This is a genomic window from Chamaesiphon sp. GL140_3_metabinner_50, assembly GCF_025361915.1.
GTDB lineage: Bacteria > Cyanobacteriota > Cyanobacteriia > Cyanobacteriales > Chamaesiphonaceae > Chamaesiphon.
Genome location: NZ_JANYJC010000032.1, coordinates 1 through 19,555, shown reverse-complemented (window position 1 = coordinate 19,555; position 19,555 = coordinate 1). Strand labels below are relative to the sequence as shown.

The 19,555-nt window shown below is 46.4% G+C and carries 20 protein-coding genes; 10 read left to right on the top strand and 10 right to left on the bottom strand.

Going from position 1 to position 19,555, the window contains the following annotated elements:
- The 6 genes from Q0R35_RS01500 to Q0R35_RS01475 form a co-directional block, all read left to right on the top strand.
- On the top strand, positions 1–802 hold an 802-nt coding region (locus tag Q0R35_RS01500; protein WP_295613762.1), incomplete at its 5' end, for a mechanosensitive ion channel.
- A gap of 155 nt (positions 803–957) precedes the next feature.
- Positions 958–1,161, top strand: a complete 204-nt coding sequence (locus Q0R35_RS01495) for a hypothetical protein (protein ID WP_295613760.1) — start codon at positions 958–960, stop codon at positions 1,159–1,161.
- A gap of 218 nt (positions 1,162–1,379) precedes the next feature.
- Positions 1,380–2,384: a c-type cytochrome biogenesis protein CcsB gene (gene ccsB / locus Q0R35_RS01490; protein ID WP_295613758.1), complete on the top strand. Its 1,005-nt coding sequence runs from the start codon at positions 1,380–1,382 to the stop codon at positions 2,382–2,384.
- Positions 2,385–2,463: 79 nt separating this feature from the next.
- Entirely contained in the window at positions 2,464–3,366 is a 903-nt protein-coding gene (locus Q0R35_RS01485) for a KGK domain-containing protein (protein WP_295613756.1), read from the top strand.
- A 104-nt stretch (positions 3,367–3,470) separates the two neighbouring features.
- Positions 3,471–3,830 carry a dihydroneopterin aldolase gene (gene folB / locus Q0R35_RS01480; protein WP_295613754.1) on the top strand — a complete coding sequence of 120 codons (360 nt, stop codon included), beginning with the start codon at positions 3,471–3,473 and terminating at the stop codon, positions 3,828–3,830.
- A gap of 234 nt (positions 3,831–4,064) precedes the next feature.
- Entirely contained in the window at positions 4,065–5,513 is a 1,449-nt protein-coding gene (locus Q0R35_RS01475; protein WP_295613752.1) for a YcjF family protein, read from the top strand.
- Positions 5,514–5,628: 115 nt separating this feature from the next.
- Here Q0R35_RS01475 and Q0R35_RS01470 read toward each other — a convergent pair whose 3' ends face one another.
- The 7 genes from Q0R35_RS01470 to Q0R35_RS01440 form a co-directional block, all read right to left on the bottom strand.
- Complete coding sequence (locus Q0R35_RS01470) at positions 5,629–6,927, bottom strand: DNA cytosine methyltransferase (RefSeq protein WP_295613750.1); 1,299 nt, start codon at positions 6,925–6,927, stop codon at positions 5,629–5,631.
- A gap of 228 nt (positions 6,928–7,155) precedes the next feature.
- Positions 7,156–9,768 (bottom strand): hypothetical protein, encoded by a 2,613-nt coding sequence (locus tag Q0R35_RS01465; RefSeq protein ID WP_295613748.1) that lies wholly within the window; start codon positions 9,766–9,768, stop codon positions 7,156–7,158.
- A gap of 463 nt (positions 9,769–10,231) precedes the next feature.
- On the bottom strand, positions 10,232–10,633 hold the full coding sequence (locus tag Q0R35_RS01460) for a hypothetical protein (protein WP_295613746.1): 402 nt from the start codon (positions 10,631–10,633) through the stop codon (positions 10,232–10,234).
- 99 nt (positions 10,634–10,732) lie between these two features.
- The gene (locus Q0R35_RS01455; protein WP_295613744.1) at positions 10,733–11,188 is read right to left on the bottom strand and encodes a hypothetical protein; all 456 of its coding nucleotides are present in this window, start codon (positions 11,186–11,188) and stop codon (positions 10,733–10,735) included.
- Between the two features lie 223 nt (positions 11,189–11,411).
- Positions 11,412–11,882 carry a hypothetical protein gene (locus Q0R35_RS01450; protein WP_295613742.1) on the bottom strand — a complete coding sequence of 157 codons (471 nt, stop codon included), beginning with the start codon at positions 11,880–11,882 and terminating at the stop codon, positions 11,412–11,414.
- A gap of 114 nt (positions 11,883–11,996) precedes the next feature.
- A complete protein-coding gene (locus Q0R35_RS01445; RefSeq protein WP_295613740.1) occupies positions 11,997–12,416 on the bottom strand; it encodes a hypothetical protein in 420 nt (139 codons plus the stop codon).
- 170 nt (positions 12,417–12,586) lie between these two features.
- Positions 12,587–12,994, bottom strand: a complete 408-nt coding sequence (locus Q0R35_RS01440) for a hypothetical protein (protein ID WP_295613738.1) — start codon at positions 12,992–12,994, stop codon at positions 12,587–12,589.
- A gap of 388 nt (positions 12,995–13,382) precedes the next feature.
- Here Q0R35_RS01440 and Q0R35_RS01435 point away from each other — a divergent pair, with 388 nt between their 5' ends.
- From Q0R35_RS01435 to Q0R35_RS01425, 3 genes are all read left to right on the top strand, one after another.
- On the top strand, positions 13,383–14,240 hold the full coding sequence (locus Q0R35_RS01435) for a prephenate/arogenate dehydrogenase (RefSeq protein WP_295613736.1): 858 nt from the start codon (positions 13,383–13,385) through the stop codon (positions 14,238–14,240).
- Between the two features lie 67 nt (positions 14,241–14,307).
- Positions 14,308–14,523, top strand: coding sequence for a hypothetical protein (locus Q0R35_RS01430; RefSeq protein WP_295613734.1), 216 nt, complete (start codon positions 14,308–14,310; stop codon positions 14,521–14,523).
- Entirely contained in the window at positions 14,523–14,783 is a 261-nt protein-coding gene (locus Q0R35_RS01425) for a type II toxin-antitoxin system RelE/ParE family toxin (RefSeq protein ID WP_295613732.1), read from the top strand. The genes Q0R35_RS01430 and Q0R35_RS01425 overlap by 1 nt, the downstream gene beginning before the upstream one ends.
- A gap of 60 nt (positions 14,784–14,843) precedes the next feature.
- Here Q0R35_RS01425 and Q0R35_RS01420 read toward each other — a convergent pair whose 3' ends face one another.
- On the bottom strand, positions 14,844–17,018 hold the full coding sequence (locus tag Q0R35_RS01420; RefSeq protein WP_295613730.1) for a glutamine synthetase III: 2,175 nt from the start codon (positions 17,016–17,018) through the stop codon (positions 14,844–14,846).
- Between the two features lie 452 nt (positions 17,019–17,470).
- On the opposite strand from Q0R35_RS01420, the gene Q0R35_RS01415 reads away from it, so the two are divergent.
- Positions 17,471–17,659, top strand: a complete 189-nt coding sequence (locus Q0R35_RS01415; protein WP_295613728.1) for a hypothetical protein — start codon at positions 17,471–17,473, stop codon at positions 17,657–17,659.
- A 290-nt stretch (positions 17,660–17,949) separates the two neighbouring features.
- On the opposite strand, the gene Q0R35_RS01410 is transcribed toward Q0R35_RS01415, so the two are convergent.
- Positions 17,950–18,918, bottom strand: a complete 969-nt coding sequence (locus Q0R35_RS01410) for an A24 family peptidase (protein ID WP_295613726.1) — start codon at positions 18,916–18,918, stop codon at positions 17,950–17,952.
- 62 nt (positions 18,919–18,980) lie between these two features.
- Positions 18,981–19,253: a hypothetical protein gene (locus Q0R35_RS01405; protein ID WP_295613724.1), complete on the bottom strand. Its 273-nt coding sequence runs from the start codon at positions 19,251–19,253 to the stop codon at positions 18,981–18,983.
- Between the last annotated feature and the right edge of the window lie 302 nt (positions 19,254–19,555).

Genomic DNA, 19,555 nt, shown 5'->3' with positions numbered 1-19,555 from the left:
GCAATCGCTCTCCGGATTGTTAGGCACGATCGTTTACGTAATGGTCTTGATTCCAACTGCGGTTGCGGCGTTAGATGCACTGGGGATTCCCTCAATTTCTGGCCCTGCAACTCTCATGCTCCAACGAGTATCGGAGACCATTCCGCAAATTCTGGCAGCCGCTGGAATTTTGATAGTTGCCTACGTAGTTAGCCAGTTTATTGGCGATCTCGTCACTGAATTACTCAATGGGTTGGGTTTTAACAATATTTTCCGCACCCTGGGACTCAACTCCCTCCACGACTCAACCACCGATAGTACCCCCACCCCACCAGGCATCCCCACTACTCGTGGCACGATCGTACCTAGCACCAAGAAACAAACACCGTCTGAGGTAGCTGGAATCGTGGCGCGAGTCGGTGTCATGCTAGTTGCTGCTGTCATGGCTACTGGCGTATTGGGCATTCCCGAACTGAGTCAACTAGTCAACGGACTGCTGCTAATCTCTGGGCAAGTGCTCTCTGGAGTATTGGTATTTGCGATCGGGCTATATTTGGCTAATCTGGCACACAGAGTCGTCAGTAGCGATGGTACCCACCAATCACGAGTCCTCGGACAGGTCGCTCGCTTGGCAATTATTGTCTTTGTCAGTGCAATGGCATTGCAACAGATGGGGATTGCTGCAAGTATCGTCAACTTGGCTTTCGGTCTATTACTTGGCGCAGTTGCGGTTGCGATCGCAATTTCGTTCGGTTTGGGCGGTCGCGATGTCGCCGCCGAACAACTCCGGGATTGGTTATCAGGGTTTCGTGACAAACGTTAATCTCGTGGCAACTTAATCTCACCTAACTACCCATCAGGAATTAGCACTCACCGCTAGTTCCTGATTTTTTATTTGCAAGTGGTTACCTCTCCCCCACTCCCCAATCTAGTTGGGCTAAAATAGCTCAGAGGTGTAAATATTTTTTTAGTTAAATCGTGGAAACTATTCAGATTAATTGTAATGAAGTTTGTCTCGACGGCTGTATTCGCCCCGATCGGTGTCAAAATCAGGCTCATATCGAGTCAGCTTCTAAATTTATTAATGAAACTTCTTTAGACAAAATGCACGAAATGGCTGAGGAAGCCAGACGCAAGAAAATGTCCGCTCCCCCTCAGTGGGTGATTCCGGATTGGGATTAGGGAGATGGGAGATGGGAGCGGGGAGTAAGGAGTAAGGAGTAAGGAGTAAGAAGTAAGAAGTAAGAAAGATTTCGGATTAAAAATTTATCTGTCCCCCAGTCTCCCCGTCTCCCCGTCTCCCCGTCCCCCAGTCTCCCCGTTCCCCCAGTCTCCCCGTTCCCCCATCTCCCATCTCCCCGCTCCCCGCTCCCAACTCAATTATCAGAAACCTTTAAAACATGAACTTAATTTCACTTCAGAATCAACTGGATAACCTATCCTTCGGTATCCTATTCGCGACGATGTTAATTTATTGGATCGGTGCGGCTTTCCCTAAAATTCCATTTTTACCAAACCTGGGCACTACCGGGATGGCGATCGCCAATCTATGTATGGCAACATTATTAGGTGCTAGATGGATCGAAGCTGGCTATTTCCCACTCAGTAACTTATACGAGTCGCTATTCTTCTTAGCTTGGGGAGTAACGGCAATGCACCTATTTGCCGAATCCATCAGTCGGAGTGCCTTGGTGGGCGTTGTGACGGCACCTGTTGCGATGTTAATTACTGCCTTTGCCGCACTCAAATTACCCGACGACATGCAGGCATCCGCACCGCTGGTTCCGGCTTTAAAATCTAACTGGCTGATGATGCACGTTAGTGTCATGATGCTATCGTATGCCACATTATTAGTCGGATCTGTACTGGCGATCGCATTTTTGTTCGTCACGCGCGGACAAGAAATCGAGCTGCGGGGAAGTTCGTTTGGCGGGAGCGGTTATCGCTTGACTAGCAGTTTAGGTACTCAAAATTTAGCTCTAGATAATGCCGCACCGCTGTCAATCGGCACGAGCGATTTGGGACAGACGGCAGTACTAGAATTACCGACAATGGCAGCAACAGCCGCATTAACGCCACAACGCTTGAGTTTGGCAGATACGCTAGATAATATTAGCTACCGAATTATCGGTTTGGGATTTCCGCTCTTAACAATTGGGATTATTGCTGGTGGCGTGTGGGCGAATGAAGCATGGGGTTCTTACTGGACATGGGATCCGAAAGAAACTTGGGCGTTAATTTTGTGGTTGGTATTTGCAGCTTACCTGCATTCGCGGATTACTAAAGGCTGGCAAGGGCGCAAACCCGCCATTCTCGCCACAGTTGGCTTCGCCGTCGTCTGGATTTGTTACCTGGGGGTTAACCTACTGGGTAAAGGATTACATAGTTATGGGTGGTTTATGTAATATTATGTTAGCGATCGGGGTAAACTCCGATCGTTAGCTAGCTCGAATATATACTCATCGCAGTCATGTGGAGATTATTATGAACGATCGATTTGAGTCTTTAGAAAGTGGCGAAGTTATCTCCGTCCAGCACGATACATTGGTGTTGAGCGGTCATCGCACCTTTAGGGTCGGCGAATTGAATGACGCAATTGCCAGTCATCTCAAACAGGCGATTGCCAATTGGACTGAAGAAAATAATGGCTGGTTTACACCAGAAGGTCTTGAATGTGAAGCCCTGAGATTTGGGTCTAAAGGCTGGCAGAAGGGTCGAATTAGGCTATGTTTAGAATTTTGTCCCGACGACGAGCCACTCCCCGCGCAAGTCGCTACCAGCAGCCATACAGCTACTGGTGTAATGCCGAATCAATTGGGACAAGCAATTTCGCAACCACCGCCACCACCATCTAGCATTTCAGCGACTAATTCAGGTTTTCATCACGACAATACTGTCAATGTTAATCCTACCCCAGTCGAAAGCGCGATCGTCCCCGATCTGAAATCGGTAACAATACCCCTGGCGGGAATGGCTGCTATCGGCACCGTTGCAGCTACAGCCGCCGTGGCTACTCCCGATTTACACCCAGCAGTTAGCGAACCGCTAATTCCACATTTGGCCGATACGACACTAGAACTCGAAGAACATCACAGTGAGGGCAGTCCTTCCCCTAGTGGCGGTTTAGAAGAGATTACGTTTGACTTCGGTCTCGCCAATAGAGATCGAGGGGTTGCAGCTCCAAATGGCATGATGGAGCTAGATCTGACCGATGTCAGCCTAGATTTCTCCGAACGCGACATCTTCGGTTTCGAGCAGGATAGCATGTTGGACGGGATCGATGACTCGATCGATCTTCACGATCTCGGTAGCGGTGGTAATTCCGGGATGCTTATCGATGAAGTTTGGAACGAACTCAATCAGGGCAATTGGACGGGAATTAAGTAGGCACGGGTTACCGATTAATAACCACTATCGTCATCATTAACCCTTGCGAACTGTAAGGGTTTATTCTGATGTGCATTTTGTAATACTGACTAATTTATGGACTTATGGATGTAATTCAATTAACAGGAATTCGGTGCTACGGTTACACCGGATACTTGCCGGAGGAGCAAATTCTCGGACAATGGTTTGAAGTCGATCTCCGCCTCTGGCTCGATCTGGCTCCTGCGGGTCAAAGCGATCGGATCGAAGATACACTAGACTACCGGAGTATAATTTCGGCTGTTAAGGAAATAATTTCTACCGCCAAATATGCCCTAGTCGAAAAACTAGCCGAGACGATCGTGACTACCGTTCTAGCTTACGACATGGTGCAGCGAGTCGAGCTAAAGTTACACAAGCCAGGGGCACCAATTCCCGATTTTGGCGGTAAAATTACGATCGAATTAGCCAGAGAGAAGATTTAGGTTTTAGGTTTTAGGCTTTAGGTTGTAGGCTTTAGTTGCTGGAACTGCGTTCCAGATTTTCAATAATTACACTTCTTACTCCTTACTTCTTACTCCTCTCTCCCATCTCCCATCTCCCCGCTCCCATCTTTAACTTACGTAACGATCGGAATTCCGCCCGATCGAGTGAGTTCAAATCGGGTAGTCTAGAAGATAAGGATTGTGACTATTTAGCATAAAATTGACGGGGCATTTATGACGGTAAGATTGCAGCGTCCACTTTTAATTGGTGGGATTGGGGTAACTTTGGGTTTGTGGGGTTTGGATAGTGTCGCACACAGCCTTTCTGGTGTTGGTAATGTGTTGACATTGGGCACGATCGCCGCAGGTGGCGGCTACTGGTGGTATACTCAGCGCGGAAATGGAGTGCAAGCACCAGCCGCTAAAATCGATCTCGATCGGGCGACGCTCGATCGACTGTTGAATCAAGTAGAATTAGTCATCGGTCAACTGACGATCGAAAGTCCTGAGAATCCACAGATCGAACTATTCAAGCAGCAGTTAATTCGAGCTACGACCAATTTAACTCGACCTGAGCGTCAGATTGCGATTACTGGCGGTCAAAAAGTGGGTAAAAGCAGCCTGATGCAGCAACTCACCACCGAACCAGTCGTCTGCGCCACGCCGCTTAAATACATCGAAACGCCAGCATTATTTACTGTCAATGGCGAAAGTGCTACCGCCGCACGCATCGCCCTAGAAGCAGATTTAGTGCTATTTGTGACTAACGGCGATCTCACAGCTACCGAATACAAGCATCTCACCGCCCTCCACCAAGCACATCAGCGAGTCATGCTAGTATTCGATCGATCCGATCGGTACTTACCAGAAGAACGCAGCCAAATTATTCATCAACTCCAATCGATCGTTAGTGGTACCCTCAAAGCTGCCGATGTTGTCGCAACAAGTACCGCACCCACGCCAATTAAAGTCCGTAAAATTAAAGCAGACGGCACATCTAGCGATACATTAGAAACACCACCTGTCGATATTAGCAGTCTCGATCGGCAATTGGCACACATCTTAGCTACCGAAGGCGAACAACTCGTCTGGGGTAATACTTACCGTCAAATCGTTGGTGTTCAAACCACAGCCAAAACTGCCCTCAATACCACCCGATACAATCGCGCCTTACCGCTCATCGAGCAAAATCAGTGGATTGTCGGTGCTGCGGCTTTTGCCAACCCCGTTCCCGCCCTAGATTTACTAGCTACGGCTGCGGTTAACGCTCAAATGGTGGTCGATTTAGGTGCCATCTATCAGCAAAAATTCTCCATGCAACAGGCGCAAGCTGCTGCTGGTGCGATGGGTACCGTCATGCTGAAATTAGGACTAGTCGAGGTATGTACTCAAGCAGTCAGCGGCTTGCTCAAAACTAATGCGGTTACCTTTGTCGCTGGCGGATTGGTACAAGGTTTGAGTGCTGCTTACCTGACTCGAATCGCTGCTTTGACTCTAGTCGAATACTTCGCAGCCCAAGATCTCGTTGCACCCGAACCAGCCCGCGAGTGGAACCTCGATTTGCTCGGCAATACCCTCCAGAATGTCTTCCAAGCCAACCAAAGGGTCGCTTACTTGCAAACTGTCGTCGGGCAAGGAATCGATCGCTTAATGCCCAAATCTGCGGCTACTGAGGTGGGATAACTTGCATCTTGCCTCCATTTGAGATCTCTTGAGGAGGAATCGTGCGATAGATATGGATATTCGATTCGATCGATTAATGGGATTGGTAGATGGTGAAATTCGCTACCAGAAGATCTCAAATGGGCTCTATCGGTATTTTGCGCGATCGTTGCGCGATCGTGTGAAGTGGAACTTTAAAATATCTCGCAGCATGAGTCATATCAAAAGATAACAGTCGATCTTCACCGCGATCGATAATTTTTAGCGGTTTTGAGGGTTGGAGTCCTTGTGCTTTCAAAAGTTCGCCAGCCAAAGCACGCGCTAATAGTGGCGGTACGCTATTCCCAATTTGACGACAGCCATGCCATTTTGTCCCATGCAACTGGAACCAATCGGGGTAAGAATGCAATCTTGCTGCCTCTCTGACGGTGATTACTCGTGGTAACGTAGGGTGGATCGGACGGGGCGATGTATGCGCCCCCCGCGCGCTATCGGTGCCCGCTCGGAGCGTATTACAAAGCCCCTGCGGATCGAGTCTGCGAAAGTGGCTGATTTTCTCGGTTTTGCCCGGTACTGTTGCCTCGAACCGAGCGATCGAAGCCGGAGTATGCTGGGTTCTGATACTACAGGTGAGCAGGTGCGGATCGAAGGTGCGAGGGTAACTATAATCGTCGAGATCTGGCTCTAACCCGCGTAATTTACGCGCATACGTGCTGGTTGTCTCCCATTTTACCGCGACCGAATCGATCGCCCATAATGCTTCAAAACTGTCTGAATTTGGCAAATCGCTAATTGCCTGCCCAACTGTAATCCGCTCTCGCTGCGGCTGTGGATAATGAGGAGACTTTTCACCCCGGCGGGTACCGACTAAAAATAACCGCTTTCGATCTTGCGGTACGCCATAATCGGCAGCATTAAGAACTTTATATGGCATCAACACCTCATAACCAGCTTCCCCTAATGCGGCAATTAATTCTTCTAAAAACTGTGCGTGTTGTCCGAGCGTCAAGCCTTTAACATTTTCAAAGACGCAGTATTTAGGGTTTAACTCTTTAACAATTCGTACGTAATGAAATACTAACTGATTGCGCGGATCGTCAAACATCCGTTTGCCCATTAGCGAAAAACCCTGACAAGGCGCACCACCCATCACCACATCGATATCTCTGGTGCCTAATTTAGCACGGCGGCGGATTTCAGTCCCGGTGAGATCGGTAACGCTGGCACAAATTGTCGTAGTATCGGGAAAATTATATTCATGCGTCGCACAATGAATCGGATCGATTTCTACGGCGGCGACAATATCGAATCCAGCTTGCTCGAAACCCAGCGACATCCCGCCAGCACCCGCAAACAGGTCGATGCCGATCGGTCTGATCGTTGGGATTGGGTATTGGGGATTGAGGATTGGGGATTGACCGATTGAAACTTTCAATGATGGGGATTGATACTCGACTCAACCATTTTACCAGTAGTTAAGATGTTCTTTAATTTAGAGAATAAAGCTAAATAATTTTCAGATTAACCCAAGTTTCTAGTTATGGGTTGTTAGTGGGATGGGTGTTAGGTTTTAGCTATTAGGTTCGATCCGATCGCTAATACCCAAGATCCAATACCTAAAACCCAAATCTTTAACCTTGGTTATAACTAGCAACTTGCGTGATTACTTGAAGATATTTGGTGGCGCATCGAAGCGGAGAAACACCGAGAAAACATTATCGGCAACACCCGATCGCACATTGTTGGCATTTACACCGAGATCGGTTTGATTGCGATTCCAGCCGAGCGAGAGTGTGGGACTATAAATGCTACCACCTAACCGGATACTTGCACTGGCACCGAAAGGCGATCGGGCAATATTATCATTAATTGGTGTAAAGTAACCCGAAATCGCGAGTCCATCGCTAATTTTCCAAGATAAATTGGTCGATAATAGATTACCGATCGAATTGGGCATCCCCGTCGCTTGATAATAAGTCGTACCTAAAGATACATCACCGAGTCCGAGTCTAGCACCGACGTTAACATAACTATTAGCGGAGCGAAAGCTAACGGCATCGAAAATTTTGGTACCATCGATCGCATAGTTAACCCCAGCCGAAAGGTTGAGATTATAAGCAGGATTTCTACCTAAATTAACCTGTTTAGAGAGCGTCCCCGTCAGTTTGCTATAGTACTCGGTATCGGGGTTCAGATAACCGATCGCGCCAAGATTATAAGTCAATCCACTGCCTTCAACTTTGGTAAAATCGACACCTACATACGCCTTACTCGCGATGTTGGTACTATTACTATTAGGATTGATAATCGCACCCGTATAGTACCGCAACACCGAATCTTGAGTGGTAATATTTCCAGTCGCACTCAGGTGAGGATAATAATTAGTCCGTTCGCGGATAGTGGTGCTAGAGATTGTATCTACCTCGCGCTCGTATCTAGTAATATATGTTTGCACGTAGCCGTTCGTAATAGCAGATGAATCAAAAGCACTTTGATTGACTAAAGCAGTAACACTAGCATTACTGTTGGCACCACCTTCGCCGCCTGCGAATAAGACAATCCGTTCGGGGCCGAGAACTTTGTAGACTGGCCCGACTGAGACAACTTGACGATCGACAACTGGCGAAAACCCCACCCAAATGCCATGATAATTAGCGGTGTTATTTTGGTTGCCAATCGGCGTAATTCCCCGACCGACACCGCTAGCATAAGCCGTGAAACTATTATCGGGTGTGCGATTATTACTCGCGGCAAGTAGTAAATTACGATCGACTGCCGTTGAGCCGCCCTTTTTACCATTGGGAATGACTGGCTCGAAATCGGGTAACAACTCGGTAGCGGCTTGAATTCCCGCCATCCAGCCTGTATTTACATCTCCATAAACATAATTAAAACCGCGCACCGTTCTGGCGATCGCGGTATCTTTACCATTAGCAACAATTACCTGATGGATGCGTCCGACAGATGCCATCGGGACGGTGTTATTCGATTCAAATCGATCGAATTTACTATCTGTCGCAAAGCTGTTACCAGGTTGAGCACCGATGCGGGGGAAGTAGAGATCTAAACCTACCTGTTGTCCGTTGGCACCGCTTTGAAATCCTGGCTCTTTCATTGCTGCTAGCGATTCGGGGGTGACAACCTCTCCAAACGATCCTGTAGTGGGGATGCGAGTTGGAATCAGTCTTTGCTGGTCGATGCTGGATTCATCGGTTTTGAGTCCGGGGAGATAACTACAAATTAGTTTTCCACCCGTGGCAGATACCGCACCAGTCCCAATTCCTGGCAGACAATCGCCTGTAAATGAAATCTGTTGGCGCATCCCAAATAGAGTTTCTGGGGTAATCGTGGTTGTTTTAATTTCTCTTTGCTGGCGCAATGTCCGCACTTGAGCGTAGGTACTCCGATAGTCGATCCGATAGACGCGTTTATCGGAGACGCTTTCTTCGACTTTGGGACTATATAATCCGGTGGCATTTAGCCCGATATCTGTAGTACGCCGATCGCCTGTTTCAATGCCGCCAGTAACTTCGGATTGAGTCCGATGGTTGACGACGACATCGTTAACCACGATTTGAGTAAAAGCGGGATTTAATTGGTTGAGGTTAAGCTGGCGCGGTGCGATGAGAAATCGCGGATCGGGCTTTGGAGCTACTGCTGGCGTGCCTTTGGGCAATAAAATCGGATTACGAGTTTCTGGGGGTACGACGGGGCTGACAGTTGGGGTAGCTGGCGCGATAAAAGGGCGATCGGTAGGCACTGGGGGCACCGTCCGGGGCAACAAGGTGGGGAGTGTAAATAAGTCCCCTGGCTTGAGCATTTGTAACTGTCTGGGATCGGTAATTTCCATAACTTTCAACCAATCGATCGATTCTGCTAGGGCAATATTATCGGCATTAGTGCTACTGGGTCGATCGAATTCATACGGTGCTGGCGATTTCTTTGCCAATCTATTAGGTGTTGGTGTTGCTAAAAAATCGAGATTGACATCTCGATCGAGCAAACACCGCTCGTTAGTTAGATCCGGTTTACTTGCGACAAAACTTGGCTGCGACTGCCCGATCTGCTCTTTATTCTCAACATTTCCTGAGACTGGATTAGCTACTGCCGATCGACTCCCCAAATCTAATAAAAAATAACTAGTTAAAATAATTAACCAAACACCAAAAACAGTCCGATTGTCGGCGATTGTGGCTGCTCGTAGCGATCGCCATAGAAGTTTGCCGATCGAGTTATCGGATGTTAGATTTTGAGGAAGCACCAGGAGTTTTAGCATAGCAGTTGCACGATTAAATTGTTTGATTCAATTACCCCAACCGATCGAATTTGTATATATAATTAATAGTTGAGATAAACAGAGATTTGGATGTTTCAGCAATCGACCGCATTAAAAATTAGATCGATCGACTGTCAATGTCGATCGAGTCAAAGTTGTGAAAGTTCGCCCTCGGTCACAGACTTAATTAATTCGATTTTTAAAAGTTCTATTGAGTTCGAGCGGATGAATCGATCGGTTATTTTTAATAAGCTTAGTTGGTGTGTATCCCCCTGTCTTGTCGGTTTTTTATTCTGGGGTTTCCCCAGAATAAAACCGCCGCTAAATTCCCCTTAAAAAGGGGGACTTCCGGATCCAGTTCTCCCTTTTTTAAGGGGGGCTAGGGGGGATCCGCTAGGGTTTACGAGTGCGATCTCATCCGCATCCATCGATTCTTTAAATTGAGTCGATCGATCGAAATTAGTTAAGGAATCACCACAGTAACCGATTTATTAATACCGTCAATATTATCAACACGTACCTGTTGCGATGCTTGCGGTGCTGTTGATATAGTGCCCAAATTACCGATCGATTCACCATCCATCTGATAGCTAACACTAGTACTATTACGATTAGTCACCGTCAGTACCCCACTACCAGCAACCGCCGAAGCCGAAGTTTCCGAGCCATTAATACTCGCCGTTCCCGCTGCCGAGGTTTTACCAACAGCAACCGCACTAGACAAACTAGTAATTGTCGTACCGCTATAATTAATCGCGACAATTCCGACCGCGCGATTTTCGTCGGCATGAACCAGCGAACCAGAGGTAAGTATCGTACCAGCCAAAAATATTAAACTAGTTGCCAATTTTACTAAACTTTTCATTGTCTTTATCCGCATTCCAAGCGGAGGTAATAGATCTGGTAAAGTAGTTAACTACGAACCAGATCCATTGAGTAAAAATCGATTTTACACCTGTATCGACTAAGGAATATTAACGCCAGTAGTCGTACCAGGCAGTAAATTGAGCGTGGGTGCAGCACCACTATTAAAAGTATTCCCTTGGACAACTCCTAGTTGGGCAGTACTCTCAGCAATTAATGATGTATAAGTAACATTTTGAGCGTTAACTCCTGTTACTATAAATGTAGGTACAGGTACGCCCAAAATAGATAAGCTACCGATCGAGTTACTAACGGCAACAGTAGAAAGATTGGTTGGATTAGACCGAGCGGTAGTAAAAGCACCAGATTTACCAACAGCAACCGCACCAGCAGTCGCCGCTAGGTTGTTACCTGTCGCAGAAAACTGAGCGGAAATACTGCCGACAGCACCAGCTTCGCCAGCAAGGGCGACATCTGCACGCAAGATCGAGCCAGATGCAACCATCGCACCAGTCAGAAATATTAACCTAATTGCTAATTCAAGCGAATTTTTCATTATCTTTATCCGCATTCCGAGCGGAGGTAATATAGCAATCCTATTTGATTTTTACCAAACTAGTGCATTTGCTCATAGCTCAAACCATTGAGGAACAAAGATTAAAGCATAGTGAATTTGTACTAAAGTTTTAGATTCTCATTTAGGATTGCTATAGATCTGGCAAAGTAGTTAACTACCAGCCAGATCTATTGAGTAAAAATTGATTTAAGACCTGTACTGACTAAGGAATAGTGACACCAGTAGTCGTACCAGGTAGTAAATTGAGCGTAGGTGCCGCAGTGAAAGTATTACCTGATGGAGTCCCACGCTCCACAGTACCCTCGCCTAGAACTCCGATGGTAGTATTTTGGTCGTTAAACCCAAGCACAACAACTAAACTTGCTGGTGGCAATCCTGCTGGCAAACTACCAAAGATAAATCCATTATTGTTACTACTAGAGTTACCAACGGCAACAGTAGACAGATCGTTTGGATTAGTCCGCGCGAGAGTGACACCGCCAGATTTACCGACAGCAACCGCACCAGAAGTCGCCACTAGGTTGTTACCTGTCGCAGAAAACTGAGCGGAAATACTGCCAACAGCACCAGATTCACCAGCGAGAGCGACATCTTGACGCAAAATCGAGCCAGATACCACCATCGCACCAGTCAGAAATATTAAACTAATTGCTAATTCAAGCGAATTTTTCATTGTTTTTCACGCCTTCTAGATGAATGTTATGGATGTGGCAAGGTATTTTTAGCTACGAGCCAGATCCACTGAGTTAAGATCGATCCAAATCGGATTGACCTTTGTCAGCCATGCCTAAGGAATGGTAACACCAGTAGTCGTACCGGGAAGTAGGTTGAGGCTAGGTGCGGAACCAGCATTGAAAGCGTTACCTTGGGCAACTTGCAGTTGGGCAGCAGACTCAGCAGTTAATGTGTAGCCAACACCAACAGCAGCTTGACTGTCGTTAATGCCAGTGACAGCCAACGAACCAGCGTAACCAACAGCAACGGAAGAAATATTAGCTGCACTACCGCGAGAAGTAGTGAAAGCACCAGATTTACCAACAGCAACCGCACCAGCAGTAGCAGTCAGGTTGTTACCAGTAGCAGAGAATTCAGCAGAGATACTACCAGCAGCACCAGCTTCACCAGCCGCGTGAGCAGCATTGATGGAACCAGTTACGATACCAGCAGCCAACATTAAACCAGTCGCAAATACGATCGAAGCTTTCATGATTTTGTCCTTGATTAATACTAAATGAGTTAGAAGATCGGGGTCGATCTATTTTGTGACTAGTCATCATCTGATTAAAAACTAAACAGAGACTAGGTTTGAATGAATGCAACTACAATCGAAATCGATAGTTTCCATCGATTTAGCAGATCGTAGTTAACAACAACTTCCTAAGGAAGGGTTACGCCAGTAAGAGGACGGAGGCTAGCTGCGCTACCACCAGCGAAGGTGTTTGCTTGATCGGTAACAACTGTAGTTTCAGCAACAGTGGCATAAGCAGCAGCAGTTGAGTTAGCGTTGGTGAGGACGAATCCACCACCAGAACCAACAGCGGAAGTAGCAGTAGTCTGATTGGCTACGCTAGTCAAAGAAGTAGCAGCAGAGAAACCTTTACCAACAGCAACGGAGCTAGACAAACGAGCAACGTTAGCAGTAGCAGGAGTAGAACCTGGTGCGCCAAACAAAATGCTGACGCTACCAGCCGCGCCGCCTTCACCAGCTTGTGCAGCGTTGCCAGAAGCAACTAAAGCACCAGCAACTAAAACTAGACCAGCCGCAAATTTAAGTGAATTTTTCATGATTTATTTCCGATTCAGGGATAACGTGATTTAGTACCACATTTATATATTTCCCAGCGAAGTGTGATAAAGAACACATGTAGCAAAAAAACTTTTTCACAAGTGTCAAAAAGGGCTACAACGTTGAACTTACGTGTATCAGATGTAACAAATGCGTAACGATCGCAGTAATCTCTAGCAGTGCAAAACAGGAAAAAGATGGAGAAAAGGATATAGATCGGAGGTAAATTGGAGCTACCGTTAGTTAGTCGATCGAACTGTAGTGAGTGGAATGGCAATGCTCCAGGAGAGAGGCAAAGCCGGGAACGCGATGCTCTTTCGCCAGACACTTCGCGAACGACTGACATCGGCATGGCACAATAGAACGAGTAATCAATAACAGACAACCGTGAAGATCGGGATTGTAGGGATCGGACTCATTGGCGCATCGCTAGGATGGGATTTGCGCCAACTTGGGCATCAGGTTATAGGTGTCAGCCGTCAGCAAGAAACTTGTAAAATTGCCGAACGGGAGGGGATTTGCGATCGAACAAGTTGCGATCTGGCGAGTCTAGCCGATACCGAAATTATTTTTATTTGTACGCCAATTGCGGCAATTCTCCCAACGATCGAGTTATTATTGCCTCATCTCGATCCGCAGACAATGATTACCGATGCTGGTTCTGTTAAAGGAGCCATCGTCGATCGAGCGACTGAATTATGGGCTAATTTTGTGGGCGGACACCCAATGGCTGGAAACTCTCAGAGCGGGATAGCTGCCTTTGAGAAGGGTCTATTTGCCGATCGACCTTATGTTTTGACCCCCACACCGGAAACTGCGCCTGTAGCCCTTGCCAGTGTTGATAAGTTAGTGCGATCGCTCAATGCTGTTATCTATCATACAACTCCCGATCGGCACGATCGCGCAGTGGCGTGGATCTCCCATTTACCTGTGATGGTGAGTGCCAGTTTAATGAGTGCTTGTTTGGGTGAAGAAGATCCGTTAATTCTCGATTTTGCGAAAAAGTTTGCCAGTACGGGCTTTAAAGATACCAGCCGGGTGGGTGCGGGTAATCCTGAAATGGGAATGATGATGGCAGAATACAATCGGGAAGCGTTATTGCGATCTTTATATCAGTATCGCGATCGATTAGATGACATCATTGGTTCGATCGAGTCGAGAGAATGGATGAAGATTCAGGAGTTATTAACGACGAATCAAGCCGCTCGTGCTGATTTTTTGAATGATAAGGATACTTGCGATTGAGACAGTATGCCCAATCTGGCTACTGTTATAATATAGATAGATAATTAGTCCTAAACCTTCTAAATTTATGCAAGTTAAAGATTTGACTGTAGAAGATCTAAAGCTTTTAATTCAAACAACTGTTTCTGAGACGATCGAATCTTTACTCAACGATCCTGATGAAGGTAAGCAGCTCGATCCACGGATTAAGCAGCAACTTATCGACTCATTACAACAAACTCAATCGGGAAAACGCGGCACTCCAGCCGCAGAAGTAGCAGCAAAGCTTGGATTGAATTGGTAATGAGCTATTCAGTTGAGTTTACATCGGGAGCAATTAACAATTTAGGCTTGCTTACTTCTGCCATCCAACAGCGCGTTCTCAATAAAGTTCGCTGGTTGTCAGAAAACTTTGAAAATATTAATCCTCAAGCTCTCAGTGCAGATTTAAGCGGGTTATTTAAGCTAAGAGTGGGCGATTACCGTGTTATTTACTCTTTCGATCTGGAATCACAGCAGATTACAATTCATGAAATTGGACATCGACGAGAGATTTACAAATAACACAAAAAAAGACCGCTCTCATCGAACGGTCTTATCTGTAAATAAATTAAAGCTTAAATGTTATTTAATAAATAACATTTCTTGGTAAGTAGGTAACGGCCAGAGATCGTCTGCGACTTCGGCTTCGAGTCCGTCTGCATATTTACGAACATCATCCATTAATGGACGTACTGTTTTTACTAAATATTGCATGTGTGCTTCGCTCGAACCAAAATCGTGACTGCCGATAGCCGATGCTAATTTACTAACCGAATCCATCATCGATTTAGTTAATTGGGCCACTTTTTGAGCGGTTTCGGCTTCGAGATCGACACTAATTTCTTTTAGTGCGGCAATGGTAGTTGCCAAATCGGTGAGATAACGAGTTGCGGCTGGATAAATCAGAGTTTTAGCAATACTAATTACGAGTTTTGCTTCGACCTCGATCGATAGAATATACTGTTCGGAGTAAGTCTCATACCGACTGGCTAATTCGACAGGAGATAAAATCGCCATGCTGTCGAATAATTTGACGATTTCTGGCTCGTTTAAGACGGGCAAGGCATCGGCTGTCGTCCGCAGGTTGCGTAAACCGCGTTCTTCGACTGCCATTTTGTGCCATTCTTCGGAGTAACCATTACCGTTGAATACAATCGCGCCGTGGTCGTCGATGACTTCTTTAAGGACGAGTTGAATTGCAGCATTCAGCTCGGTGCCTTTGGCTGTCTCAGCTTCGAGTTTATCTGCCATCCAGGTGAGGGAGTCAGCCAAGATGGTATTCATTGCCACTAATGGCCCAGCGACAGATTGCCCCGAACCGACAGCGCGGAACTCAAAACGGTTGCCAGTAAAAGCAAAGGGTGAAGTTCGGTTGCGATCGCCAGCATCTTTTGGCAAGATTGGTAAGGTATCGACCCCAATATTCATCGTTCCCTTAGCTGTAGATCCTTTGAGCGCACCTTGTTTGATTTGCTCGAAGACATCTTGCAGTTGCGAACCTAGGTACATCGAAATGATCGCTGGGGGAGCTTCATTGGCACCCAAGCGATGGTCGTTACTAGCAGTCGCAATTACCGCACGCAGTAAGGGGCCATAAGTGTGGACACCGCGAATGATGGCACCACAGAAGACCAAGAATTGAGTATTAGAGTGGGGATTATCACCGGGATCTAGTAAGTTCCCTTGAGTCGCATTCCCAACCGACCAGTTGACGTGTTTGCCCGAACCATTAATGCCTGCAAAAGGTTTTTCGTGGAGCAGACACATGAAGCCATGCTTTTTCGCAGTAGTGCGAAGCGTGGTCATAATCAGGTGTTGGTGGTCTGTCGCAACGTTAGCAGCTTCGTGGTAAGGGGCGATTTCAAACTGACCGGGAGCTACTTCGTTGTGGCGAGTTTTAGCAGGAATGCCGAGTCGGTAGAGTTTTTCTTCGACATCTTGCATGTAGACCTGTACGCGCTCTGGAATGGCCCCAAAGTAGTGGTCGTCGAATTGTTGACCTTTGGCTGGTGCTTTACCAAATAGGGTGCGCCCAGCCAGTAATAAGTCGGGACGACTATTGGCAAAGTTAGCATCGACCAAGAAGTATTCTTGCTCGGCACCACAGCTAGAGTTGACTGGTGCGATGGTCGTGTTACCTAAAATCTTCAAGACTCTGGTTGCTGCCTTATTCATGGCTGCATTAGAGCGCAACAGGGGTGTCTTTTTGTCTAGAGCTTCGCCAGTCCAAGAGACAAATACTGTCGGGATGCAGAGGGTGGCACCGTTATCGGTTTCCATAATGAAAGCAGGGCTAGTCACATCCCAAGCGGTATATCCGCGTGCTTCAAAGGTGGAACGGATGCCACCATTGGGGAAGGAAGAACCATCGGGTTCGCCTTGAACTAGCAGTTTGCCTGCAAATTCTGAGATGACGGTGCCGTCGCTTTGAACGGAGACAAAACCATCGTGCTTTTCAGCAGTGGCATTGGTAAGCGGGTAGAAAACGTGGGCGTAATAAAGTGCGCCTTTAGAAATCGCCCAGTCTTTCATCGCCACTGCTACAGAGTCAGCGATGGAGATATTTAATGGTTCGCCAGTTTGAATTGTCTTTTTGACAGATTTAAAGACATCTTTAGGCAAACTTTCTTGCATTTTGCCCAAGGTAAAGACATCGCACGCCCACAAATCTTCTAACCGTTTGGCTGCCTTGGGGGGCATTGGCTCTCGGTTAGTAATTTGATAAATTGCTTGCATCCGCGATTCGTTTCCACTCACAGCTTTTTTCCTCTTTGGCTCTTGATACTAATAAATAATAATTGCGATGTCTATCGAAAATAGCTACATATGATACTGATTTATAGTGACAGATGTGTTCGATCGTGTTTTCCACTTTTGAGTAGCAAATACAACTTCGATTTACCAAACTTTCCAGATCGAACTCGTGTGAACATTCTCCATCAGAGAGGTTCGTAGGAACGCGATCGTGAAATTTTAGTAATTCGGTTAATTATTGCTCTGTCTCGGTTTGCCAGATTATCTCATGAGATCGCCCACTGTAAAATTTTACCGCGATTCTCTTAATGTACCCAGCTTTAAGTGGTTTAGCGGATTTTCCGATCGAATGGTTCGACAGTCGATTAATTTAAGTTATGATAGGAATTGTGACAAAAGTTGTTGTAAAGCTTCTAGCCACCACAAAATCATCTATTTTTGGGCATAGTTTTCACATGAGTATCTCTTCAGACAACTCCACCAACGACACTTCAGTTTGGACTAGCCTCAAGCAAGCGATTTCAGCTAGTTCGGGTTTTCAACATTGGGCTGCTCAATTACCTTCGATCGAACGCACAGATCGCACTCCCGAAGAACTCATTCAAAGCTATCTACGCGAGACTTTAGCAACTTTAGCATATTAAATCTCGCCTGATATACACATAACCCATTTGAGATCTTTTGTCTTGTCAGTTTTTTTATTCGGAGGGAACCTCCGAATAAAACCGCCGCTAGTGGGGAGGGCGGGTTTGTCCGATGTTAAACAGTAAGATTACCTACGGTAGGCTTTGCCAACGATATTGGATGGCATAAGCCCGCCCATACAGATCCGTAGGGGCGGGTTTATGCTAAAAATTAGTCTCTCATACTATTATCTTCCAAACAAACCCGCCCTCTCCCACCTTGGGTTATGTCTCCGAATACTTGCACGGGTTCAAGAACTCCGCAGGCGCATTCTCCGAGTCCAAAATAATAAAGCCATCAGTACCAGCAATAATGGAATCGTGACCGCATCGCGAACTGGCGATCGCATAAACTGTTGATAGCTCTCAATTAATAAATCGCCACTAAATAAAGCAATCGTCCCGCCAGCGGCAATAAATGGCCCTAATGGTTGTGGCTGCATAAACTTATTCGCACCAGCTTTAATTCCACCTCCTCGGAGCATCGAATAACCAGCCACTGCTACAAAACCAACTAATGCTAGTGCTGAGGCGACACCACCTGCTAGCAGCACAACTTTCCAACTACTCCAAGCCCCAATCATCGCCATTAACTTGGCATCGCCGCCACCTTGAGCGGGTTTACCTACCATTAGAGTGCCCAGAATCATAATCGTATCGTAGATCCAAATTCCCAGCACCATCGCCAGAATACCTTGAATCAGATATTCTCTCGTCCCGGCGATCGCCCGATTAGAATCTAAATACCCGGCTATTACTTGAAAAACCAATCCCAGCACCAATCCAGATTGAGTGAGCGAATTGGGTAGTGTCATCGTATCGAGATCGATCAGAGTTAGTGCCAATAACCAACACATTAGCAGCGAGTACCCGATCGTCTGGAATGATAATCCAAACCGATTGTAAACTAGCACGAAAATAATGGCAGTTATCGTTTCAATGATGGGATAACGGGGCGAAATTGGCGTATGACAATGACGGCATTTACCACGTAAAAATAACCATCCCAAAATCGGAATATTTTCACCCATCCCTAACTGGTGAAAACATTTGGGACATCGGGATGGCGGCCAAATTACCGATAAGCCAGCCGGAACGCGGTAGACTACTACATTAAGGAAGCTACCGATCGCTGCACCCAACCAAAAGATGATGACTTGGACGATCGTGTCGTAAATATTCACTATGAGAAAAATCTGCGCGGGTGCAGAGCTAGACAAACTACATCTATTATTCCCCACCAGGATCGTCGATTCTCTATTTGCATCCCTGGTAGCAACGACTAATGATACTCAGATTCTAGTTGTTCCACCGAGATAAACCGCTCTTCGGGAAGCAGAATTGGGTAACTACTAAAAATTAATTTGCCGCGATAGCTGAATTTATTCATTGCTACCCCAATTGGCTGTCGTCGCCGTTCGCGATCGGGGTTAACCTGACAATAGAAACTATAGATATCTTGGGCAGCCCTAAGCAGAGCCGGATCGAACAGTCCATGAGAATTTGACTGGGGCATGGGATTAGCTTTGGCACGGGGCGACTCAATTGTAAACACAGGGTGATTTCTTAAACTATTTTTTAGACATTCTAGGCTAGATCGAGTCGATGTAGATCTGGCTCAAATTTAAAGCAGCAATTCTCATTTTAAAACGGCACTAGTTCAGTAGATCGATTGCCCTCAGGTTGTTGACCGCAGAATGCGGGTTACAACAGTTTTATTTTTAAAAACCACCATCATCAATCTCAATCTTCATCATGAGAGTTGCTGAATTTAAAACGATCTCATTCCCGATCTAGCAATCGATCGCCACTCTTAACTAGATCGAGGTCATGTTAAGGCTTCAATTAAAACTCGAC